This window comes from Streptomyces sp. NBC_01142, from assembly GCF_026341125.1.
GTDB lineage: Bacteria > Actinomycetota > Actinomycetes > Streptomycetales > Streptomycetaceae > Streptomyces.
Genome location: NZ_JAPEOR010000002.1, coordinates 639,600 through 660,698 on the forward strand (window position 1 = coordinate 639,600; position 21,099 = coordinate 660,698).

General features: G+C 71.5%; 21 protein-coding genes and 1 riboswitch. Of the genes, 9 read left to right on the top strand and 12 right to left on the bottom strand.

Annotated features, from left to right (window positions below):
- Positions 1-111: 111 nt before the first annotated feature.
- The 5 genes from amaP to OG883_RS20340 are packed head-to-tail and all read right to left on the bottom strand — an operon-like array spanning position 112 to position 2,447.
- Positions 112-690: an alkaline shock response membrane anchor protein AmaP gene (gene amaP, locus OG883_RS20320; protein ID WP_266542884.1), complete on the bottom strand. Its 579-nt coding sequence runs from the start codon at positions 688-690 to the stop codon at positions 112-114.
- A 7-nt stretch (positions 691-697) separates the two neighbouring features.
- The gene (locus OG883_RS20325) at positions 698-1,390 is read right to left on the bottom strand and encodes a DUF6286 domain-containing protein (RefSeq protein WP_266542885.1); all 693 of its coding nucleotides are present in this window, start codon (positions 1,388-1,390) and stop codon (positions 698-700) included.
- Positions 1,387-1,734 (bottom strand): hypothetical protein, encoded by a 348-nt coding sequence (locus OG883_RS20330; RefSeq protein WP_266542887.1) that lies wholly within the window; start codon positions 1,732-1,734, stop codon positions 1,387-1,389. The genes OG883_RS20325 and OG883_RS20330 overlap by 4 nt, the downstream gene beginning before the upstream one ends.
- A 6-nt stretch (positions 1,735-1,740) precedes the next feature.
- On the bottom strand, positions 1,741-1,932 hold the full coding sequence (locus OG883_RS20335; RefSeq protein ID WP_266542889.1) for a hypothetical protein: 192 nt from the start codon (positions 1,930-1,932) through the stop codon (positions 1,741-1,743).
- An 11-nt stretch (positions 1,933-1,943) separates the two neighbouring features.
- Entirely contained in the window at positions 1,944-2,447 is a 504-nt protein-coding gene (locus OG883_RS20340) for an Asp23/Gls24 family envelope stress response protein (RefSeq protein ID WP_266542891.1), read from the bottom strand.
- 93 nt (positions 2,448-2,540) lie between these two features.
- Between OG883_RS20340 and OG883_RS20345 the strand changes: the two genes are divergently transcribed.
- The gene (locus OG883_RS20345) at positions 2,541-3,203 is read left to right on the top strand and encodes a hypothetical protein (RefSeq protein WP_266542893.1); all 663 of its coding nucleotides are present in this window, start codon (positions 2,541-2,543) and stop codon (positions 3,201-3,203) included.
- Between the two features lie 177 nt (positions 3,204-3,380).
- Here OG883_RS20345 and OG883_RS20350 read toward each other — a convergent pair whose 3' ends face one another.
- The 4 genes from OG883_RS20350 to OG883_RS20365 all read right to left on the bottom strand — a co-directional run bounded on the left by OG883_RS20350 (position 3,381) and on the right by OG883_RS20365 (position 7,121).
- The gene (locus tag OG883_RS20350) at positions 3,381-4,172 is read right to left on the bottom strand and encodes an enoyl-CoA hydratase/isomerase family protein (RefSeq protein ID WP_266542895.1); all 792 of its coding nucleotides are present in this window, start codon (positions 4,170-4,172) and stop codon (positions 3,381-3,383) included.
- A 126-nt stretch (positions 4,173-4,298) separates the two neighbouring features.
- Positions 4,299-4,520, bottom strand: a complete 222-nt coding sequence (locus OG883_RS20355) for a helix-turn-helix domain-containing protein (protein ID WP_006123601.1) — start codon at positions 4,518-4,520, stop codon at positions 4,299-4,301.
- A 437-nt stretch (positions 4,521-4,957) separates the two neighbouring features.
- Positions 4,958-6,556, bottom strand: coding sequence for an ABC-F family ATP-binding cassette domain-containing protein (locus OG883_RS20360; protein WP_266542897.1), 1,599 nt, complete (start codon positions 6,554-6,556; stop codon positions 4,958-4,960).
- 184 nt (positions 6,557-6,740) lie between these two features.
- Positions 6,741-7,121 (bottom strand): hypothetical protein, encoded by a 381-nt coding sequence (locus OG883_RS20365; RefSeq protein ID WP_266542899.1) that lies wholly within the window; start codon positions 7,119-7,121, stop codon positions 6,741-6,743.
- On the opposite strand from OG883_RS20365, the gene OG883_RS20370 reads away from it, so the two are divergent.
- From OG883_RS20370 to OG883_RS20380, 3 genes are all read left to right on the top strand, one after another.
- Positions 7,120-7,314: a hypothetical protein gene (locus OG883_RS20370; RefSeq protein ID WP_266542901.1), complete on the top strand. Its 195-nt coding sequence runs from the start codon at positions 7,120-7,122 to the stop codon at positions 7,312-7,314. The genes OG883_RS20365 and OG883_RS20370 overlap by 2 nt on opposite strands.
- A 227-nt stretch (positions 7,315-7,541) precedes the next feature.
- On the top strand, positions 7,542-8,432 hold the full coding sequence (locus OG883_RS20375) for a neutral zinc metallopeptidase (protein WP_266542903.1): 891 nt from the start codon (positions 7,542-7,544) through the stop codon (positions 8,430-8,432).
- Between the two features lie 70 nt (positions 8,433-8,502).
- The gene (locus OG883_RS20380; protein ID WP_266542905.1) at positions 8,503-8,904 is read left to right on the top strand and encodes a VOC family protein; all 402 of its coding nucleotides are present in this window, start codon (positions 8,503-8,505) and stop codon (positions 8,902-8,904) included.
- A gap of 118 nt (positions 8,905-9,022) precedes the next feature.
- Here the strand turns inward: OG883_RS20380 and OG883_RS20385 are convergent, their stop codons facing one another.
- From OG883_RS20385 to OG883_RS20395, 3 genes are all read right to left on the bottom strand, one after another.
- On the bottom strand, positions 9,023-10,375 hold the full coding sequence (locus tag OG883_RS20385) for a hypothetical protein (RefSeq protein ID WP_266542906.1): 1,353 nt from the start codon (positions 10,373-10,375) through the stop codon (positions 9,023-9,025).
- Between the two features lie 178 nt (positions 10,376-10,553).
- The gene (locus OG883_RS20390; RefSeq protein WP_266542908.1) at positions 10,554-11,681 is read right to left on the bottom strand and encodes an alpha/beta hydrolase; all 1,128 of its coding nucleotides are present in this window, start codon (positions 11,679-11,681) and stop codon (positions 10,554-10,556) included.
- 122 nt (positions 11,682-11,803) lie between these two features.
- Positions 11,804-12,466 (bottom strand): class II aldolase/adducin family protein, encoded by a 663-nt coding sequence (locus OG883_RS20395; RefSeq protein ID WP_266542909.1) that lies wholly within the window; start codon positions 12,464-12,466, stop codon positions 11,804-11,806.
- 350 nt (positions 12,467-12,816) lie between these two features.
- On the opposite strand from OG883_RS20395, the gene OG883_RS20400 reads away from it, so the two are divergent.
- The 5 genes from OG883_RS20400 (at position 12,817) to cobN (ending at position 21,083) form a co-directional block, all read left to right on the top strand.
- Positions 12,817-14,064 carry an inorganic phosphate transporter gene (locus tag OG883_RS20400; RefSeq protein ID WP_266542911.1) on the top strand — a complete coding sequence of 416 codons (1,248 nt, stop codon included), beginning with the start codon at positions 12,817-12,819 and terminating at the stop codon, positions 14,062-14,064.
- Positions 14,065-14,076: 12 nt separating this feature from the next.
- Positions 14,077-14,298 (top strand): hypothetical protein, encoded by a 222-nt coding sequence (locus OG883_RS20405; protein WP_266542913.1) that lies wholly within the window; start codon positions 14,077-14,079, stop codon positions 14,296-14,298.
- Between the two features lie 233 nt (positions 14,299-14,531).
- A riboswitch (cobalamin riboswitch) is annotated at positions 14,532-14,674 on the top strand.
- 120 nt (positions 14,675-14,794) lie between these two features.
- The gene (locus OG883_RS20410) at positions 14,795-15,760 is read left to right on the top strand and encodes a cobalamin biosynthesis protein (RefSeq protein WP_266542914.1); all 966 of its coding nucleotides are present in this window, start codon (positions 14,795-14,797) and stop codon (positions 15,758-15,760) included.
- Positions 15,757-17,367 carry a cobyric acid synthase gene (locus OG883_RS20415; protein WP_266542916.1) on the top strand — a complete coding sequence of 537 codons (1,611 nt, stop codon included), beginning with the start codon at positions 15,757-15,759 and terminating at the stop codon, positions 17,365-17,367. Before OG883_RS20410 ends, OG883_RS20415 begins: the two co-directional genes overlap by 4 nt.
- The gene (gene cobN, locus OG883_RS20420) at positions 17,364-21,083 is read left to right on the top strand and encodes a cobaltochelatase subunit CobN (protein WP_266542918.1); all 3,720 of its coding nucleotides are present in this window, start codon (positions 17,364-17,366) and stop codon (positions 21,081-21,083) included. The genes OG883_RS20415 and cobN overlap by 4 nt, the downstream gene beginning before the upstream one ends.
- The last annotated feature ends 16 nt before the right edge of the window (positions 21,084-21,099 follow it).

Below are 21,099 nucleotides of genomic sequence, written 5' to 3' on the forward strand. Positions count from 1 at the left end.
CGGAACAGCAAACGGGGCGAAACGGTACGTAACAGTCAGGGCTGGGGCAGGTGGCGACGAGAGGAGCCCCGGGGGCGGGGCAGCGGTGAGTCATCCGGCCCCGCCCCACCCTCAGCTGACCCGCTGCGCTCCGTGCTTCGCCGCCCGCAGGCGCACCTCCGCGGGAAGCGCCGCCAGCCCCGCCGACTCCCGCGCCTGCCCCACCGCCTCGTCCGTCAGGCGGGTCAGCGCCTCACCCGGCGCCACATGCGGTTCGAGCAGCAGGTTCACCCTTGCCTCCGGGGTGCTGCGGCGGCCCTTGAGGGTGACGGAGGCGCGGGCCACACCCTCCAGGGCCTGCGCCTCGCCCTCCATGACGTCCTCCAGTGCGCGCCCCCGCAACAGCGCGCCCGCCCCGTCGCCGCTGTCGACCAGGACCTCGGTCAGCCGGGACCGGCGCAGTTGGGCGAACAGCCACCACAGGGCCAGCAGTACCGCCACCGCCAGCACGGCGATGACCGTCGGCCACCACCAGCTCTCGTCCCGCCAGCGGTCCCGGTCCGCCGCACTCAGCAGCACATCGCGGGGCCCGTAGTACGGCCACCAGGACGGCACGGACAGTCCGGTCCCCGGGACGAGCACCGCCGCGCCGGCACACAGCAGCGCCAGCCCGGCGAGGCCGAGCAGTACACGATTGACCACCCGAAGCATCCCGGTCTCACCTCTTCTTCGCCGGCGGCCGGGCGACACGCACAGCGAGGGCCGGCGGCCTCTCGAGACCGAGTTCGCTGATCCCGGTGCCCAGTGCGGTGTCCAGATCGGCGCGTACGTCGTCGAGCTCACGGAAGTGGGACTGGGCGCGCACCGAGACCTTCGTGCGTCCCATCCGTACGCGTACGGACTGCACACCGGACACCTCCATCGCCCGGTCACGCAGCACGTACGCCGCCGCGTCCCGGTCGAGACCGGCGCGCACATCCTCACGGTGGCGGCGCATCGGCAGCAGCGCCCGCAGCCCGGGGGTGACGGCAAGGACGATCAGGCATACGCCGAGGGCCATCACGGCCCCCGCGGCCACCAGCACCCACACGTTGTCGAGCCGCCACTGCGCGAGGTGTTCCGCGGCGGCGCGACGCCAGTACATGGCCGGGCGGTCGGCCCGTACCGCCGCCACGTCGTACAGGAGCAGGCCCGCACCGCCGAGCACCAGCAAGGCCAGCAGCGCGGCCGGGACCCGGCGCGCGGACCAGAAGCGCCCGTTCCTGCCGCCGTCGCCGTCCTTCGGGACAGAGCCCGGTTCGTATGCCGCGGCCGACTCGGACTGGTCCAGGTCGAGCACGGGTGCGGGTGCGGGCCTTCCCGGTGTTCCCGGTGTTCCCGGTGTTACGGACTCGGGCCCCGGCTCGCTCATCGGATCCTCCCCTTTGCCGCGTGACGCGCGTGGGCGGAGTGCAGCCGCTCGACCTGCACGGCCACTTCGGGGACGTCCATCCCCGCCAACGCCTTTACCCGCTGGACGACTCGATGACGCACGGCACCGCACTGGCCGCCGATGTCGCAGGGGTAGTCGAGTTCCAGGCTGATGCGCACCCGGGCGATGGCGTGGTGCACCGTGACCGCGGCCCGGGGCGCGGTGCCACCCTCCGGTACGGCGTCGAGAGCCTCCCGCGCCGCCTGCGCGGCGATCTTCGCCACGACCCGGTCGGCGATGGTGGTCGCCCCTCGACCGGCGGCCGCGACACGCTCAACGGCCACGGCGCGTCACCGCCGCCGGTCGCCACGGTCACGGGCCCGGAAGAAGTCGCCGGGTTCAAGATCGCCGTCGAGGAACCGGCCCGCCACAAAGCCGACCGCTCCCAAGGCGGCCACCAGGAGAAAGGCACCGAAGCCGCCGAAGTATCCGGCGAAGCCGAGCGCCATGCCGGCCACCATGCCGACCACAGCCATGCTCATCGTGCACTCCTCTACTGGAGACGCGGCTCCGGCTCTTCTTCCTCTTCATCGGGCAGCTTCACATCGCTGACCGCGATATTGACCTCGACGACCTCGAGCCCTGTCATCCGTTCCACGGCGGACACGACGTTCTCGCGGACATCGCGGGCGACGTCGGAGATGGAGACGCCGTAGTCGACGACGATCTCGATGTCGAGGGCCGTCTGCACCTCGCCGACCTCGGCCTTCACCCCTCGGGTGACATTGGACCTGCCGCCGCCGCTGCCGGGCACGCGGTCGCGTACGGCACCGAGAGTGCGGGAGAAGCCGCTGCCCATGGCATGGACACCGATGACTTCACGGGCCGCGAGGCCGGCGATCTTCTCCACCACGCCGTCGGCGATGGTGGTCCGGCCACGGGAGCCGGGGTCGCCTCCGCCACGCCTGGCGGCCGAGGGCTTCCTGAGACGCTCGCCCGAGCCCGACGACGCATCGCCAGAGGGCTCGGGCCGGTTCTGCTGAGCGGTGTCGGACATCGCCGTTCGTCCTTTCCGGGCGGTGGTGGACTCCGCTGTCCACATTAAGTGCGCTTGCCCGATTTCGCGCCGGGAATGCGGCAGGCTTGAGTAATGACGACTGCTGATGCGGTACGGCGACGACTGGGCCTTGGCAGGCTGCTTCCGCTGGGCGGGGCGGCGGACGGGGCATGGGTGACCGAACAGGCGGCGGATGCGGTGCTGCGGCGGGCGGCGGCGCAGGTGCCGGGGGCCGTGCTGGGCCGGCTCAGGCTGGCCCTCGCGGATCCCGAATCGGCGGCAGCGCCCACGGTTCCGCCCCCGCCGAGCGGGCTGCCGCCGGGGCCGCTGCGCATCGAGGCGGAGTTCGCGGCGTCGGCGCGGGAGCCGCTGCCGGCCTCGGCGTGGGCGCTGCGCGCCGCCCTGTTCACGGCCGCGGTGGACTTGTTGGGGCTGGAGCTCGCGGAGGTGGATCTGCGGGTGACGGAGCTGCTGGACACCGTCCCGAAAACAGCGGCCCCCACTCCGCCGACCGAGGTACGACCCGCCACTCCGACGACCCCGACGGCCACGGCGGCGTCCCGGGCCCCCGGTGTCGCCCACCTGACGGCGACCCTGGGCACGGCGGTGCATCTGGCCCCGGACCATGTCCGTGTCGAGGTGGCAACGGCGAGCGGTCACCGCCCCCTGGACGTGGTTCGCGCGGTCCGCGAGGCGGTGAGAGCGACGCTCACGGACGACCGCCCGGTAACGGTACTGATCAGCGCGGCTCTCTGATGCAGGGATTCAGACCGATCAGCGCGCTCTGCGATTCAGCCCGGGCGAGCGGGAACACGCCGGCCCGTGCTGCGACCTGGACCGGGGCACTCCGCCGGGGTCGTGACCTGCCGCACCCTGACGGGGGGCGTGGGGGCAACCCCGCGCCCCCCGTCAGAGGGCGGGTGGGTGGGAGCATCAGTCCGCCAGACCCGCCAGGTCGCGCAGGCGGCGGGCCTGGGCCGCGCGTTCCGCCGTGCGCTGGTCCTCGTACGAGCGGCCCGTCGCACCTTGCAGCAATGCCTTCGTCTCGATCACCGCGTCCCGCGGCGCCGCCAGCAGCGCCGATGCCAGGTCCCGTACCGAGCCGTCGAGTTCATCGCCGGGCACCGCAAGATTGGCGAGGCCGATACGCTCCGCCTCCTCCGCGTACACGAAGCGGCCTGTCGCGCAGATCTCCAGCGCGCGGGCGTAACCGACGAGAGAGACCAGCGGGTGCGTGCCCGTGAGGTCGGGGACGAGCCCGAGGCTGGTCTCGCGCATGGCGAACTGCACGTCCTGCGCCACGACCCGGAGGTCGCAAGCGAGGGCGAGCTGGAAGCCGGCTCCGATCGCATGGCCCTGGACGGCCGCGATCGTGACGATGTCACTGCGGCGCCACCACGTAAACGCTTCCTGGTACTCGGCGATGACCGCGTCGAGCTCCGCGTCGGAGCCGCGGGCGAGGTCGAGGAAGGACGGCTCGCCGTCGAAGCCCTCGGGCGTGAACGCCTGCCGGTCCAGCCCCGCGGAGAAGGACTTGCCCTCACCGCGCAGCACCACGACCCGCACGCTGCCCGGCAGTGACCGCCCCGCCTGCACCAACGCCCGCCACAGAGCGGGAGATTGGGCGTTGCGCTTGTCCGGGTTGGTCAAGGTCACCGTGGCAACCGCGTCCTCGACGGTGAGCCGTACGCCGTCCTTGTCGAGCACAGAGTCGAGCGAAGTCATGAGGCGCCTCCGGTTCGGTGCAGTCAGTACAAACGAAGATAAGTGACTGCACAGTAACCACCCGGCCGACCAAGCGACCGACCGGGTGGCCACCGTAGAAACCGGTTGGCCGAAGAGCCTCGGTCGTCAGGCCGAAGCGGCCTTCTTGCCTCGTGTCGCTCCGCCGCGTCCCCGCAGCGTGACTCCGGACTCGCTGAGCATCCGGTGGACGAATCCGTAGGAGCGGCCGGTTTCTTCGGCCAGCGCCCGGATGCTCGCACCGGAGTCGTACTTCTTCTTCAGGTCTGCCGCGAGCTTGTCGCGCGCGGCGCCGGTTACCCGGCTGCCCTTCTTCAGAGTCTCGGCCACCCGTGCCTCCTCATGGGAAGTGCGCTCTGGACTTCTCATGATCACCCCTCGAGGGCTTCCTGGCCACCCATTCGGCAAGGTCGGTGCGAAAGGGTTTGCCGGACGCCGGGCGGTCACCATGAGCGGAATCTGACATTCCGCCCATGCGTATTCGCACGTCCGAGCGGGTTCCCGCAAGAAGTGCCAGGTCAGCACCGCACTGCGGGCACAGGTGCGGCATATGCCCGGACCGACAGGATTCGCCCGGTGCCACGCCGCGGTACGAGACGCACTCACACAGATGATGGATCACCCGTAGGCCGAATGATCCATACGGAGTGGATCAGCACCGGGCCGGACCAGCACCCGGCCGACACGGGGCCGGCACGGGGCCAGGACACGGCAGAGACCCGCTCACCACCCGCCCAGGACCCGGCCGCGACGCGGCCCGGGACGGCTCAGGCGAGCGACACCAGGTCCGCGTAGTCCGCGCCCCACAGGTCCTCGACGCCGTCCGGCAGCAGAATGATCCGCTCCGGCTCGAGCGCCTCGACCGCGCCCTCGTCGTGGGTGACGAGGATGACGGCGCCCTTGTACGTGCGCAGCGCGCCGAGGATCTCCTCGCGGCTGGCCGGGTCGAGGTTGTTGGTCGGCTCGTCCAGAAGCAGGACGTTCGCCGACGAGACGACCAGGGTGGCCAGTGCGAGACGGGTCTTCTCACCGCCGGACAGAACACCGGCCGGCTTGTCGACGTCGTCGCCGGAGAAGAGGAAGGACCCGAGCGTCTTGCGCACCTCGACGAGATCCAGGTCGGGCGCGGAGGAGCGCATGTTCTCCAGGACCGTGCGGTCCGGGTCGAGGGTCTCGTGTTCCTGGGCGTAGTAGCCGAGCTTGAGGCCGTGGCCCGGGGTGACCTCTCCGGTGTCCGCCGTCTCGACGCCCGCGAGCAGCCGCAGCAGTGTCGTCTTGCCCGCGCCGTTGAGGCCGAGGATGACGACGCGGGAGCCCTTGTCGATGGCAAGGTCCACATCGGTGAAGATCTCGAGTGAACCGTACGACTTGGACAGGCCCTCGGCGGTCAGCGGGGTCTTGCCGCAGGGCGCGGGCTCCGGGAAGCGGAGCTTGGCGACCTTGTCGGAGACGCGTACCGCATCGAGGCCGGACAGCAGCCGCTCGGCGCGCTTGGCCATGTTCTGCGCGGCAACGGTCTTGGTCGCCTTGGCGCGCATCTTGTCGGCCTGAGAGTTGAGGGCCGCGGCCTTCTTCTCGGCGTTCTGGCGCTCGCGCTTGCGGCGCTTCTCGTCCGCCTCGCGCTGCTGCTGGTAGAGCTTCCAGCCCATGTTGTAGACGTCGATCTGCGAACGGTTCGCGTCCAGGTAGAACACCTTGTTGACGACGGTCTCGACCAGGTCGACATCGTGGGAGATGACGATGAAGCCGCCGCGATAGGTCCGCAGATAGTCGCGCAGCCAGACGATCGAGTCGGCGTCGAGGTGGTTGGTCGGCTCGTCGAGGAGAAGGGTGTCGGCGTCCGAGAAGAGAATGCGCGCGAGCTCGACGCGCCGGCGCTGACCGCCGGAGAGCGTATGGAGGGGCTGGCCGAGCACCCGGTCGGGCAGACCGAGCGCGGCGGCGATGGTGGCGGCCTCGGCCTCGGCGGCGTAGCCGCCCTTGGTGAGGAACTCCGTCTCCAGGCGCTCGTACTTCTTCATCGCCTTCTCGCGGGTGGCGCCCTTGCCGTTCGCCATCCGCTCCTCGTTCTCGCGCATCTTCTTCAGTACGGAGTCGAGGTCACGGGCCGAGAGGATGCGGTCGCGGGCGAGAGTGTCGAGGTCGCCGGTGCGGGGGTCCTGCGGGAGGTAGCCGACCTCGCCGGACCGGGTGATGGCGCCCCCGGCGGGAATGCCTTCACCCGCGAGGCACTTGGTGAGGGTGGTCTTGCCCGCTCCGTTGCGGCCGACGAGGCCGATGCGGTCGCCTTTGGCGATACGGAAGGATGCGGACTCGATGAGGACACGGGCGCCGGCGCGCAGCTCGATGCCGGAAGCGGTGATCACGGAAAAACTCCAGGGCGGTATGGACGGCGGAAGGACGACTCGGCGTAGACGCTTCGACGCCGTCTAATGCACAAGGAGAATTGCCATACGGCCCAGTCTAACGGGGCAGGGCAAGTGCTTTTCCGCCGCGGCTGCGGCCGCTCTCCTCATCGCTGCCCCCGCCGGGGCTGCGGGCGCTGCCCCCTCACGGTGACGGTCCTGTGGCCGCGCTGCCCAGCGGGGTGCGGCCGGGGAAGATCCGGCCGAGGTCGTCGACGGCCACCGGTTCGCTGGTCCCGGGGGCGCTTTCACCACAGGGCTGGGCAACCAGCAGCGTACCCGTCGTACGGACGGAGCGGTGAGGCTCGAAGGCGCAGCCGCGGCGGGCCGACGGCACCCGGCGCAGATCGCCGTCCGCGGTGCGGTAGGCGGCGATGCGCCGCGGGATGACGACGGCGGCGACCGTGCGGCGAGGCCGAGGGGCGGCGCCGCCCGCACCGCCCGCGCTCCTGCCGGTGACGGTGTCGGTGACCAGGCCGTCGTTCCAGAGAGCGAAAGCGTGGCCCGGCGAGAGGTCCGGGCGCATGGACGCTGACATGGTCGCCGTAGGGCGCGGACCCGGAGTGGCGGGCCACAGTCCCCAGGGGCAGGGCGAGCAGGGCCGCGATGACGGCGAGTACGAGACGGGGGCTGCGACGGGCAGCCGCACCCGTCATCCCGATCGGCACGGCGGTCAGCATTCCCCCTCCGGCGTCACCCCCCTCTCCGGTGCGCGCTGACCTCGGTGCCACTGCTTTCGGCGCCACTGCCCTCTCGGCAGGCACAGAGCGCAGCTGCGCCGGACGGCGGCGTGGGGCGCCGGAACGACACGGCGGAAGGGTCCGGTCGCGCCCCCCGTTCGGCCTCGCACCCGACCGGCAACGAAAAGGGGCGTACCCGCATGAACTGATCAATACTCGGCGCAGGGCGGCCGGCTGCCGCCGCTGTGGAGCAGAGGTGATGGCCCATGCAGTTCGACGACGACGCCGATCTGGACACTTCCGAGGTCCAGGATGTGCGCGGCAGCCGCATCCCCGGCGGCAAGGCCACCGTCGGCGGCGGCATCGTCGGCTTCATCGCTCTGATCCTCGGGCTGCTCTTCGGGGTGGGGCCCGAGCAGCTCGGGCTGTCGTCCGGAGACTCCGACCCGGCGACGAGCGTGTCGTCCCGGGCCGAGGTAGACCTGGCCTGCCGGAAGGGCACGGACGCCAACACCCGGGAGGACTGCCGGACCGTCGCGGTGGTCAACAGCGTGCAGGACTTCTGGCGGGCCGAGTTCCGGCGGCGCCAGGGCCACTACACCGACGCCCGGACGGTCATGTTCACCAACCGCGTGGGTACGGCCTGCGGGACCGCGACCTCGGCGGTCGGGCCGTTCTACTGCCCCGGCGACCGCAAGGTCTATCTGGATCTCGGCTTCTTCAACGAACTGCGGACCACGTTCGGCTCGAGCGGCGGGCCGTTCGCCGAGGCGTATGTGGTGGCCCATGAGTACGGACACCATGTGCAGAACCTGATGGGCACGCTGCAGCGGGCACAGGACGGGCGGCAGGGTGCGGGCAGCAACGCGGTGCGGGTGGAGCTCCAGGCCGACTGCTACGCCGGCGTGTGGGCACACCATGCGACGACCACGCCGGACGAGAGAACCGGACGGCCGGTGCTGGCCGGCCTGACGCACGAGGACATCAAGGACGGCCTGGACGCGGCGGCAGCGGTCGGCGACGACCGGATCCAGGAGAAGTTCCAGGGGCGGGTCACCCCGGAGACATGGACGCACGGTTCGGCCGCGCAGCGCCGCCAGTGGTTCTCCAACGGCTACCGCACGGGCGACATGGCTCAGTGCAACACCTTCCGCTGAGTGTCAGTGGCGGCTGCAAGACTGAGACGCAGGTCACATTCTCACCATCGAGCTTGAAGGAGTGATCGAGATGTCGGAGTCACCGGGCATCTGTCCGACGCTGCTGTACAAGGATGCGAAAGCCGCGATCAAACAGCTCACCGAGGCGTTCGGCTTCACCGAACACGCGGTGTACGAGGACGAGGCGGGCGCGGTGGTGCACGCCGAGCTGACCTTCGGCAACGGCATGGTGATGCTGGGCAGCAAGGGGACCGGCAGTGAGTACGACAAGTTGATGAAGGACGCCGGGCCGACGGGGGTGTTCGTCCATGTCGACGAGGTCGACGCGCACCACGCCAAGGCAGTGGAGCGCGGGGCGGACATCGTGATGCCACCGACCGATCAGGACTACGGCGCACGTGACTACATGGCGCGCGACATCGAGGGGAACGTCTGGAGCTTCGGGACGTACACGCCGGGGGCGGAGGCCTAGCCAGGTCGCGCGTGGGGCACCTCCCAGCGGTAGCCGGGGAGTGCGTGCCAGAGACCGCGGGCAGCCGGGACTTCCACAACACGCCCCAGCCGCCCCCGGTCCGCCGGCTGTCGCCGGTCTACGCGCCCCCGGTGTGCACCTGGAACGCCGCCCGGCGCACGGCCTTGGCCAGGGCGGGATCCGGGTGGGCGGCGGCAAGGGCGACCAGGACCTGGACCGTGCGGGGGTGGCCGCCGGCCCGGACCTCGTCGAGGAGCGCCGGGACCGTGCCCTGCACCGCGGAGTCGAGGTGGCGCAGCAGCAGCTGGGGCTCGCCGTGGTCGGCGACGGCAGCAGCGGTGTCCACCCAGAGCCAGGTCGCTTCCTCGCGGGTGAGGACCTCGGCGGCGTCGTCGGGGTCGGCTCCCTCGTACTCGGCGAGCCAGAGCAGGACATAGGGGCGAAGTGAAGGCTCGTCGACGGCGGCACGGACCTCGGCCTCCGCAGGGGCGCCGACGACGCGCAGTGCCTCGAAGGCGAGTCCGCGCAGCAGGGCGTCCTCGCCGCGGGCGACGGCGAGGAGTTCGGCGACGGCGCTGGAGACGGTGCGGGCGGCCAGCCATGCCCGGTACTCGGCGCGGGCCGGGCCGGGGGTGAGGCGGGCGCAGCCGCGCAGCATGTCCTCGGCGGGCTGCTCGATATTGCCGGCGGGGCTCTGGGCGGCGACGCAGATCTGCTCGAGCTTGACCCAGACCGCCCAGTTGCCGAGCGGGGTGAGGGTGGCCTGCCCCTTGCCCAGGGTCAGTGCGCCGACGGCGGCCAGGCCTTCCAGGGCCCAGTCGAGAAGGAGGGAGACGGAGACAGGGGCGTCCGGCTCGGGCTCGGGCTCCGGCTCGGGCCGGCCGGGCTGCGGGGCGGCCTGCGGTCCGTAGGGGACCTCGCAACGCTCCTCGCGCAGTTCGGCGACACGCTGCTGCAGAAGGTCGAGCAGGACCGGTACGAGCACGGGGCCGGCCGAGAGCTGGAGGAGGGAGAGCACCTGGGGCACGGCCTCGACGGCCTCGGCGACTGCGGTGGGGGCGACGTCCTGGGGGGCCGGGTGGACCAGCGACCAGGCGTCGAAGAGGGCAACCCAGCCGCGCAGTACGGCCATGTCGTCCCGGTCCCAGGCGCGCAGCCGCCAGCCGGGGCGTGCGGTGTCGCCGTGCAGTTCGACCAGTCCGGCGAGGCGGGCGCGGTCCCATCCCGCGCGTACCTGAATCGAAGTCAACTCCAGGGCGGCCGCGGCTCGTTCCTGCGCCCTCGCGGCGAGCGGAGCGGTGCCGGGGTCACTCCCCCCCAGCCCTTCGGGCATGGGAGCGACCCCCACGGCGGCCCAGCGGGCAATGCGTACGGCGTCGGCGAGGACCGCCCGCGCCTGGCGGGCCAGCTCCGCGGGGGGCGGTGTGCCCTCGGGCGGGCGGGGGGCCGGCCGGGTGCGCCGGGTCGTCACAGCCCGCCGTGCGGTGGCCAACGACCGCGGGCGGACAAGACGGAGTCTGGAGTTGCGCGCCAATTGCTCATCAGGCTTTCGGGACGTCACGGGAACAGTGTTCCCGCTCACGCCCCGAAAGCCCAAACGGAACCTGGTCGGCCGCGACGGGCGGCCGCCTCGCCAGGCGCCGCAAGGGCTACATCAGGGGGGTCAGGAAGCGGCGGAGTACCTCTTCGTAGCCTGCCGGGTCGGCGTTCCACATGGCGGCGTGCGGGGCCTGCGGAACCGTGTGGAGGGCGACCAGTCCGGGGCGGCGGGCCGCGAGGTCGCGAGAGGGCTGCCAGGGCGCGAGGGTGTCGTCCGGGCCGTGGAAGATCAGGGTCGGGACGCTCAGGGTCCGTGGGTCCGCGGCGGCGAGCAGCCGACCGGCGCCGAGTCCCGTCCTGCCCTGAGCCGCTCTGACGGCGAGCGGAAGCAGGAACGAGGGGGTGCGGCGGGCCGCGGCCAGATTGCGCAGAGTGGTTTCCCAGTCGAGGACCGGGGAGTCCAGGACGAGTCCGCTGATCCGGTCGCGAAGCCCGGAGTTGGCGGCGGCGTACAGGGCCATCGTGGCGCCGGTGGACCAGCCGTGCAGGACGATGTCCCGGGCGCCGTAGCGCACGGCGTAGCGGATGGCCGCGTCCAGGTCGCGCCACTCGGAGTCGCCGAGGTGACCGAGCCCGTCCGGGGACCTGGGTGCGCCGAGGTCCCCGCGATAGCCGATGTCGAGCACCGGGAGCCGATGGGAGTGCAGGAAGGCCATGAGGTTCATGGGGTGTTCCCGTGTGGCACCCAGGCCGTGCACGGTGATGACCCAGGTGTCGCGGACGCCGGGCACGAACCACGCCGGCAGCCCGCCCAGTTCGCCGGGGATGTCGACGTCGCTGTGCTTGAGGCCGAGCGCGCTGCTCGGATCGCCGCTGTGCACCTGAGGGGTGAGCCGCACCCGGGTGCCCGGCTTCAGTCTGCCGTGGCCGATGCCCTCCAGGCGGCGTACGACGGTGTCGGCGGAGTGCGGCACATCGTCGAGTACGGCCCCGATGACCGCGTGGACGCCGGAGCTCTCGATGCCGTACGTACCGGGGCGCTGCGAGACGAGGCTGCGGGTCAGGGTCACCGTGTCCGGGGCCGTGGCGTGCACGGTGAGCCGGGGTTCACCGGGCAGGGGCCGGCCGGGCGACGGCTTGAGCGCGGCGTCGCTTGCGTAGCGGCCGGCCGCGATCGCGGCCGCGCCGACACCGATCAGAGTGGTGACGGCAGCTGCCGTCGCTGTAGCCGGGCGCACTGCTCCAGTGTCGGCACGCGAACGCCGCGCGGCCAGTGGGCGTGGGCCGCCGGTGTCGGCGGACGGCCGGGCCGGCGGCGGCCGGCACCGGGAGGACGGCTGGTGCCTACGGCCGGCCGGTGTCAGCGGGAGGGGCCGTAGCCCTGGAGCTTCTCCCCCGCCTCGCGCAGCTGGGAGGCGGAGAGCAGGGTGGGCGAGTGTCCGGGGACCGAGGCTGCGGTCAGCCAGAGCCGGCACATCGACTCCAACTGGGCGGTGCGGTCATAGGCCTGTTGGAGGGAGTCGCCGTAGGTGAGCGTCCCATGGTTCTGCAGGAGACAGCCGGTGCGGTCGCGCAGGGCGCGCAGCATGTTCTCGGCCAGTTCTTCCGTTCCGTACAGGGCGTACGGGGCGACGCGGACGGGGCCGCCGAGGGCCGCGATCATGTAGTGGATCGACGGGAGCTCGGCGACGAGGGTGGAGACGGCGGTGGCGTGCACGGCGTGGGTGTGGACCACGGCGCGGGCGCCGGTGTTGCGGTAGACCTCGAGGTGGAGCGGCAGTTCGCTGGTGGGGGCGAGGTCGCCGAGCACCTGGTTGCCGTCGAGGTCGACGGCGACGGTGTCCTCGGGGGTGAGCCGGTCGTAGGCGACTCCGCTCGGCGTGACCAGGACGAGGTCACCGGCCCGCACCGAGACATTGCCCGAGGTGCCCACCACCAGGCCTTCCGTTGCCGTCCTGCGAGCCGTGGCCACGAGGTCTTCCCACGCCCGCCCGATCGCGTCCTGCCGCACCTCATCGGTCATAACGGTGATCCTGCCAGGCGGCCCGGGATACCGCGGAGGCGGCGGTGAGCGGCCGCCGAGCGGCCCCGCGTGATCAATGAGGACCCATGGGTGAGGGATGAGCGATCGATGAGTGAGCAAGGTCTCCTCGAAGGCCATAAAAGCCGCTTTCCGCCGCCGGCCAGGCGGCCCCGAACGACCCGACGCCGCGCGGGCACTCTCCCAAGGCGCCTCCACCCGAGACTCCGGACGGCAAGCGGAATGGCCGGTACCCATCTGCGGACACCACACCGCCCGCCCCAGTTCATCTTCCGTTCATCCAGGTTGCCTACGGTCGCCGAGCCACTGACGTCAAACGATTGCCTGGGTAAATGGAACACATCACCTTGCTGCTCGCGATTGTGATCGTGACAGCTCTAGTGTTCGATTTCACGAACGGTTTCCACGACACCGCCAACGCGATGGCGACGACCATCTCGACCGGCGCTCTGAAGCCCAAGACGGCGGTGGCCATGTCCGCCGTGCTCAACCTCGTCGGCGCGTTCCTGTCCGTGGAGGTCGCCAAAACGATCTCCAGCGGCATCGTCACCGAAGCAGGCATCACACCCGAAGTCATCTTCGCGGCGCTCGTCGGCGCCATCCTCTGGAACCTGATGACCTGGCTGATCGGCCTGCCCTCCAGTTCCTCGCACGCCCTCATGGGCGGTCTGATCGGCGCCACCATCGCCTCGGTCGGCGTCAGCGGCGTCAACGGCGGCACTGTCGTCACCAAGGTGCTCATCCCCGCGATCGCCGCCCCGCTGGTCGCCGGCGTCGCGGCGTACCTCGCCTCCCGGCTGACGTACCGCATCGGCAGGAACGCCGACCCGAAGGCCACCGCGAAGGGCTACCGCGCCGGCCAGATCACCTCGGCGGGCCTGGTCTCCCTGGCCCACGGCACCAACGACGCGCAGAAGACCATGGGCATCATCACGCTGGCGCTCGTCGCCGGCGGTGTGCTCGCCCCCGGCTCCAACCCCCCGATGTGGGTCATCCTCGCCGCTGGTCTCGCGATCGCGCTCGGCACCTACCTCGGCGGCTGGCGCATCATCCGCACCATGGGCAAGGGCCTCACCGACCTCCAGCCGCAGCAGGGCTTCGCCGCCCAGACCAGCGCGGCCAGCGTCATCCTCGCCTCCTCCAACCTCGGCTTCTCGCTGTCGACCACGCACTCCTGCTCCGGCGCCGTGATGGGTGCGGGCCTGGGCCGCAAGGGCGGCGTGGTCCGCTGGTCCACCGCCACCCGGATGTTCGTCGCCTGGGGTCTGACCCTGCCGGCCGCCGGTCTGGTCGCCGCGGGCTCGGAGTTCGTCACCAAGCAGGGCGACTGGGGTGTCGCGGCCGTCGCGGTCTTCCTGGTCTCCGCCTGCGCCGCGATCTGGTTCGTCTCCCGCCGCCAGGTGGTCGACCACACCAACGTCAACGACGTGGACATCGACGCCGAGCCCGCTGGTGTCGTGACCACTGCCATCGCGGCCGTCACCCCGCCGCCGGCCGGCACACCCGCGCAGGACCTCAAGACCACCATCCCGGCCCCGGCCCCTCCCGCAGGCTCCGAGCCGGCCACGGCCACGGTGTAAGGACAGATCAGCATGAACATCGACTGGGCAGCACTCGGCTCCGTCTTCGGCGTGAGCCTCGTCGCCACCGTCGCTCTGGTGGGTCTGTTCACCCTGGGCATCGTGGGCCTGACCAAGCAGGAATCGGCGGCCGCACAGGGCGGTTCCGCTGTCGTGGCGCGCACCGGTGCGTACGCGTGCTTCGCGCTCTGCGCGGCGGCCGTGGCGTACGGAATCTTTCTGATCGTCGTCTGACGGCGGCGCACACAGCGCACAGCCCAGGACACACAGAACAGAGCCGGGCCGGGCACCCCTTCGGGTGACCGGCCCGGCTTTTCCGTGCGCCGGGACCCGGCCCGCCTCATGCGTGGACCGCTCTTTGAATGTCGGGTCTCGTCCGAGAAAGCCGGATTTCGGCGTCCAGGAGAATTCCGGCCCGGGTGTGGGGCTCGGCACACTGTCCCGTCGCAGGTCAAAGGCAAGTTGACTGGTGTTCGCCTGCGTGGTGGACTGCCGAGGCCATCTACGGCGGCAGAAGAGGAAGTCGGTGCGAATCCGACGCGGTCCCGCCACTGTCACCGGGGAGCAGTTCCCCGGAAGCCAGGAACTCTCACCGTCGGTCACGTCACGTCGAACCAGGGCGCGGACCCTGAGTGAGGACATACCGCCATGCCCGGCTGCGGTTCAGCTGCTGTTTCTGTTTCTTCTGTGAGTACGAGGGTTCGACGAGGCGTAACGGCGGCCTGAACCCATGCGTGCCGACCGTGAATTCGTGTACGGCGCCGCCGCCGGCCTCATCGGCGACCTGCTGCTCGGCGATCCCCGCCGGGGGCACCCGGTCGCCGCGTTCGGGCAGGCCGCGGGCGCTGTCGAGCGTGTCCTGTGGCGTGACCACCGCGGCTGGGGCGCACTGCACGCCGTCCTGTGCGCCGGGGGCGCCGCGGGCGGTGCCGCCCTGCTCGCCCGCGGTGTACGAAGGCGCGGCGCCGCCTCCGTCGCGCTGACCGCCGCCGCTACCTGGGCCGTCGTCGGGGGAACATCCCTGGGCCGCGAGGCGCGCGCCATCGGCGGCGCGCTCGCCGCCGGGGACGCGGATGTGGCGCGGGAGCGCCTGCCGCATCTGTGCGGGCGCGATCCGCAGGCCCTGGACGAGCAGCAGATCGCCCGCGCCGTCGTCGAATCCGTCGCCGAGAACACCTCCGACGCCGTGGTGGGCGCGCTGGTCTGGGGTGCCCTCGCAGGCGTGCCCGGTCTGGTGGGCTTCCGGGCGGTCAACACCCTGGACGCGATGGTCGGGCACAGATCGCCCCGGTACCGGCGGTTCGGCTGGGCTTCGGCCCGCCTCGACGATGTGGCCGGCTGGCCGGGCGCCCGGCTCACCGCGGGCCTCGCGGTACTCGCGGGCGGGGATGCGCGCGGGGCCGTACGGGCGTGGCGGGCCGACGCGCAGAAGCACCCGAGCCCGAACGCGGGACCGGTGGAGGCGGCGTTCGCGGGCGCGCTCGGCGTACGGCTGGGCGGAACACTCTCGTACGCCGGACGGGTGGAACACCGGCCGGTGCTCAATGCCCCGGGCCGTCCCGTGGAGTTCGGCGACATCGAACGTGCCGTACGGCTCTCGCGCCGTATCGGCTGGCTGACCCTGGCGACCTGCGCGGCGGGACGCCTGGCGGCGCACACGCTGCGCACCGGCACGGCACGAAAGGGGCGGGGATGAGCGGGAGCAGGCGTACCGGCGGAGGGCTGCTGGTCGCGGGGACCACGTCCGACGCAGGCAAGAGCGTCGTCACGGCCGGGATCTGCCGGTGGCTCGTACGGCAGGGAGTGAAGGTCGCGCCCTTCAAGGGGCAGAACATGTCGCTCAATTCGTTCGTGACACGCGAGGGTGCGGAGATCGGGCGGGCGCAGGCCATGCAGGCGCAGGCCGCGCGGGTGGAGCCGACCGCGCTGATGAATCCCGTGCTGCTCAAGCCCGGCAGCGACCGGTCCAGCCAGGTCGTGCTGATGGGCAGACCGGTGGGCGAGCTCAGTGCGCGTGGGTTCTTCGGGGGATCCGGGCCCGCGGCGGGGCCGCAATCGGGCGCGGCGTCCGGGGGGAGGGCGCTGCACGGCGGGCGGCAGGAAGCATTGCTCTCCACCGTCGTGGAGTGCCTGGAGGAGCTGCGGGGCACGTATGACGCCGTGATCTGCGAGGGGGCGGGCAGTCCGGCCGAAATCAATCTGCGGCGTACGGACATCGTGAACATGGGCATCGCACGGGCGGCTTCCCTGCCCGTCGTTGTCGTCGGAGACATCGACCGCGGAGGCGTCTTCGCCTCGTTCTTCGGGACCACCGCGCTGCTCAGTGCCGAGGACCAGGCGCTCGTTGCCGGGTACATCGTCAACAAGTTCCGGGGCGACGTGTCGCTGCTCGAGCCCGGGCTGGACATGCTGGAAGGCCTCACCGGACGCAGAACGTACGGAGTGCTGCCGTTCGCGCACGGCCTCGGCATCGACGAGGAGGACGGGCTCCGGGTGTCGTTGCGGGGCGCCGTACGGGAGTCGGTGGTCGCGCCGCCCGTGGGCGAGGACGTGCTGCGGGTCGCCGTGTGCGCCGTGCCGCTGATGTCCAACTTCACCGACGTGGACGCGCTGGCCGCCGAACCGGGCGTCGTCGTGCGGTTCGTGGACCGCGCCGAGGAGCTCGTCGATGCCGACCTGGTGATCGTGCCGGGAACCCGCGGCACGGTCAGGGCCCTGGAGTGGCTGAAGGAGCGCGGGCTCGCCGGCGCACTGCTGCGCCGCGCCGCCGCGGGCAGACCCGTGCTCGGCATCTGCGGCGGGTTCCAGTTGCTCGGCGAGCACATCGAGGACGAGGTCGAGTCGCGCGCGGGCCGTGTCCCGGGCCTCGGCCTGCTGCCCGTACGGGTGCGGTTCGCGGTCGACAAGACACTGGCCCGGCCGGTCGGCGAAGCACTCGGCGAGCCGGTCGAGGGCTACGAGATCCACCACGGCGTCGCCGAAGTGTCCGGCGGTGACACGTTCATCTCCGACGGCGACGGACACAGTCTGGACGGCTGCCGGGTGGGCGCCGTCTGGGGCACCCACTGGCACGGCTCGCTGGAGAGCGACGGCTTCCGCCGCGCCTTCCTGCGGGAGGTGGCGGCGGCGGCCGGACGGCGGTTCGTGCCCGCGCCGGACACCAGTTTCGGCGTCCTGCGCGAGGAGCAGCTGGACCGCCTCGGCGACCTGATCGAAGAACACGCGGATACGGATGCGCTGCTGCGGCTCATCGAGTCGGGCGCACCGTCAGGACTTCCCTTCATCGCACCTGGAGCGCCATGAGCACCGAGAACACCGTGCTGTTGCTGTCCACCGCCGATACGGATCTGCTGGCGGCCCGGGCATCCGGCGCGCCGTACCGGATCGGCAACCCGACCCGTATCGACGTCGCGGAGGAGCTGCCCGCGCTGCTGGAGGGCACGTCCGTCGCGGTCGTACGGCTGCTCGGCGGCAAGCGTGCCTGGGAGGACGGGCTCGCCGCGCTGAAGGCGTCCGGCATTCCGACCGTGCTGCTGGGCGGGGAGACCGTCCCCGACGCCGAGCTGATGGCCGAGTCGACCGTTCACGCGGGTGCTGTCGCGGAGGCGCTGCAGTATCTCGTCGAGGGCGGGCCGGACAATCTCGTCGAGCTGGCCCGGTTCCTCACGGAGGATGTGCTGCTGGCGGGGCCCGGCCGTGCCGCGGACGCGCAGAACAGGCGCAGTGCCGAGCCGCGGAAGATGCCCGAGTGGGGCGTGCACGGCGAGCGTGCGTATGTGGAGGGGCGGCCGACCGTCGGTGTGCTCTTCTACCGGGCGCACCAGCTCTCCGGGAACACCGCGTTCGTGGACACCCTCTGCGACCGGATCGAGGCGAAGGGCGCCAACGCTCTTCCCGTGTACTGCGGTTCGCTGCGCGGCGCGGACGCCGAGCTGTACGAGCTGCTCGCCAGGACCGACGCGCTGGTCGCGACGGTGCTGGCCGCGGGCGGCAGCCGGGCCAGTGACGCCAGTGCCGGCGGCGACGACGAGGCCTGGGACATCGGGGCCCTCGCCGAACTGAACGTACCGGTGCTGCAGGGCCTGTGCCTGACCTCCTCGCGCGCCGTCTGGGAGGAGTCGGACGCCGCCCTGTCCCCGATGGACGCGGCGATGCAGGTGGCGATCCCCGAGTTCGACGGGCGGCTCATCACCGTCCCGTTCTCCTTCAAGGAGCAGGGCCCCGACGACGTACCGGTGTATGTCGCGGACCCGGAGCGGGCCGGGCGCGTCGCCGGAATCGCCGTACGCCACGCCCTGTTGAAGCACAAGCCGAACGCCGAGAAGAAGCTCGCGCTCGTCTTCACCGCCTATCCCACGAAGCACTCGCGGGTCGGCAATGCGGTGGGGCTGGACACCCCCGCTTCGGCGGTACGGGTCCTGGACGCCCTGCGCGACGCCGGGTACGTCGTGGAAGGCCACCCGGACAACGGTGACGAGCTGATCCACCGGCTGATCAACGCCGGTGGGCACGATGTGGAGTGGCTGACCGAGGAGCAGTTGGCGGCGGCTCCGGCGCGGGTGCCGCTCGCCGACTACCAGGCCTGGTTCGACCGCCTGGAGCCGGGGATCCGGGACGGGATGCTGCACCACTGGGGCGAGGCCCCGGGGCAGCTGTACGTCGACGGGGACGACATCGTCCTCGCCTCCCTGCAGTTCGGGAACGTCGTCGTGATGATCCAGCCGCCGCGCGGCTTCGGCGAGAACCCGATCGCGATCTACCACGATCCCGACATGCCGCCGTCGCACCACTACATGGCGGCGTACCGCTGGCTGGACAACAGCTTCGGCGCGGACGCGATCGTGCACATGGGCAAGCACGGCACCATGGAGTGGCTGCCCGGCAAGGGGCTTGGTCTGTCGGCCGGCTGCGGCCCGGACGCGGTGCTCGGTGAGCTGCCGCTGATCTACCCGTTCATCGTCAACGACCCGGGCGAGGGCACCCAGGCCAAGCGCCGCGGTCACGCCACCGTCGTGGACCATCTGGTGCCGCCCATGGCCCGCGCCGACACCTACGGCGACCTGGCCAAGCTCGAGCAGCTCCTTGACGAGTACGCGCTGGTGTCCGACCTCGACCCGGCCAAGGCCCCGGCCGTACGGGCGCAGATCTGGACGCTGGTGAAGACCGCCGAGCTGCACCACGATCTGCATATCGACGAGCAGCCGGACGACGGCGACTTCGACGAGTTCGTCATGCACATCGACGGCTATCTCTGTGAGATCAAGGACGTCCAGATCAGGGACGGTCTGCACATCCTGGGCGGCGGCCCGGAGGCCGAGGCCCGGGTGAACCTGGTGCTGGCCGTGCTGCGTGCCTCCCAGGTGTGGGGCGGGCAGGCCAATGCGCTGCCGGGGCTCAGGGCCGCTCTCGCCGAGCACTTCGGGCTGGTGGAGAAGGAGCTGCTGGGCGAGCCGGGCGCCCCGGTGAAGGTGCCGGTGGAGCTGACCGACCTGGTCCAGGGGCCGTCGCGGTCGGCCGCGGACGCGATCGATCTGCTGGAGCAGCTGTGCCGTCGGCTCGCCGAGGGCATGGAGGAGCGTGGCTGGGAGGTGTCCGCCGCGGCCGGTCTGGTCCGGGACGTGCTGGGCGTCGCGGTGCCTCCCGGGGGGACACCCGCCGAATCCCCCTGCCCCGAGGCCGTGGCGGTGCTGGGCTTCGCGTGCGAGGAGGTCGTGCCGCGCCTGGCCCGTACGACCGACGAGATCGACCACATCCTGCTGGCGCTGGACGGCGGTTACGTCCCGGCGGGGCCGTCCGGGTCGCCGACACGCGGACTGGTCAATGTCCTGCCGACCGGCCGCAACTTCTACTCCGTGGACCCGAAGGCGATTCCGTCCCGGCTGTCGTGGGAGGTCGGCCAGGCGCTCGCCGACTCGCTGGTGGCCCGGTACCTCGCGGACACCGGGGCGTACCCGAAGTCCGTGGGACTGACGGTGTGGGGCACGTCCGCGATGCGCACCCAGGGCGACGACATCGCCGAGATCCTTGCGCTGCTGGGCTGCCGGCCCGTCTGGGACGATGCCTCGCGCCGGGTGACCGGCTTCGAGATCGTGCCGGCAAAGGAGCTGGGGCGGCCGCGCATCGATGTGACGGTACGCATCTCCGGCTTCTTCCGGGATGCCTTCCCGCATGTGGTGGGCCTGATCGACGACGCCGTACGGGCGGTGGCGGAGCTGGACGAGCCGGCCGAGTCCAACTACGTACGGGCGCACGCGGACGAGGACACTGCGGAGCACGGCGACCGGCGGCGGGCCACGGCCCGGATCTTCGGCTCGAAGCCGGGGGCGTACGGGGCCGGTCTGCTGCCGCTGATCGACGCGCGGAACTGGCGCAGCGACGCCGATCTGGCCGAGGTGTACGCGGTGTGGGGCGGTTACGCCTACGGGCGCGGGCTGGAGGGCCGGGCCGCGCGCGGGGACATGGAGACGGCGTTCCGCCGGATCGCGGTCGCCGCGAAGAACGTCGACACCCGGGAGCACGACCTCGTCGACGCGGACGACTACTTCCAGTACCACGGTGGCATGGTCGCCATGGTGCGGCATCTGACGGGCGAGTCGCCCGAGGCGTATGTGGGCGACAGCGCCACGCCGGACCAGGTGAAGACCCGCACCCTGGGCGAGGAGACACACCGGGTGTTCCGGGCGCGGGTGGTCAACCCGCGCTGGATGGCGGCGATGCGACGGCACGGCTACAAGGGCGCCTTCGAGATGGCGGCCACCGTCGACTACCTCTTCGGGTACGACGCGACGGCGGGCGTGGTCGACGACTGGATGTACGAGAAGCTCTCGTCGGAGTACGTCTTCGACCCGGAGAACCGCGAGTTCATGCAGAAGTCCAACCCGTGGGCGCTGCGGGGTATTACGGAGCGGCTGCTGGAGGCGGCGGAGCGAGGCCTGTGGGCGGAGCCCGACGCCGAGACGCTGGAACGGCTCAGGACGACCTATCTCGAGCTCGAGGGCGACCTGGAGGGGGACGCGTGAAGGCTCAACGCCGCGG

Coding starts and splice junctions, on each gene's coding strand:
- OG883_RS20375 (WP_266542903.1), top strand. CDS start 7,542: ATGCAGTTCGACGACGACGCCGATCTGGACACTTCCGAGGTCCAGGAT.
- OG883_RS20325 (WP_266542885.1), bottom strand. CDS start 1,390: ATGAGCGAGCCGGGGCCCGAGTCCGTAACACCGGGAACACCGGGAACA.
- cobN (WP_266542918.1), top strand. CDS start 17,364: ATGAGCACCGAGAACACCGTGCTGTTGCTGTCCACCGCCGATACGGAT.
- OG883_RS20380 (WP_266542905.1), top strand. CDS start 8,503: ATGTCGGAGTCACCGGGCATCTGTCCGACGCTGCTGTACAAGGATGCG.
- OG883_RS20365 (WP_266542899.1), bottom strand. CDS start 7,121: ATGCGCCCGGACCTCTCGCCGGGCCACGCTTTCGCTCTCTGGAACGAC.
- OG883_RS20400 (WP_266542911.1), top strand. CDS start 12,817: ATGGAACACATCACCTTGCTGCTCGCGATTGTGATCGTGACAGCTCTA.
- amaP (WP_266542884.1), bottom strand. CDS start 690: ATGCTTCGGGTGGTCAATCGTGTACTGCTCGGCCTCGCCGGGCTGGCG.
- OG883_RS20335 (WP_266542889.1), bottom strand. CDS start 1,932: ATGAGCATGGCTGTGGTCGGCATGGTGGCCGGCATGGCGCTCGGCTTC.
- OG883_RS20340 (WP_266542891.1), bottom strand. CDS start 2,447: ATGTCCGACACCGCTCAGCAGAACCGGCCCGAGCCCTCTGGCGATGCG.
- OG883_RS20405 (WP_266542913.1), top strand. CDS start 14,077: ATGAACATCGACTGGGCAGCACTCGGCTCCGTCTTCGGCGTGAGCCTC.
- OG883_RS20410 (WP_266542914.1), top strand. CDS start 14,795: ATGCGTGCCGACCGTGAATTCGTGTACGGCGCCGCCGCCGGCCTCATC.
- OG883_RS20395 (WP_266542909.1), bottom strand. CDS start 12,466: ATGACCGATGAGGTGCGGCAGGACGCGATCGGGCGGGCGTGGGAAGAC.
- OG883_RS20350 (WP_266542895.1), bottom strand. CDS start 4,172: ATGACTTCGCTCGACTCTGTGCTCGACAAGGACGGCGTACGGCTCACC.
- OG883_RS20345 (WP_266542893.1), top strand. CDS start 2,541: ATGACGACTGCTGATGCGGTACGGCGACGACTGGGCCTTGGCAGGCTG.
- OG883_RS20415 (WP_266542916.1), top strand. CDS start 15,757: ATGAGCGGGAGCAGGCGTACCGGCGGAGGGCTGCTGGTCGCGGGGACC.
- OG883_RS20370 (WP_266542901.1), top strand. CDS start 7,120: ATGGACGCTGACATGGTCGCCGTAGGGCGCGGACCCGGAGTGGCGGGC.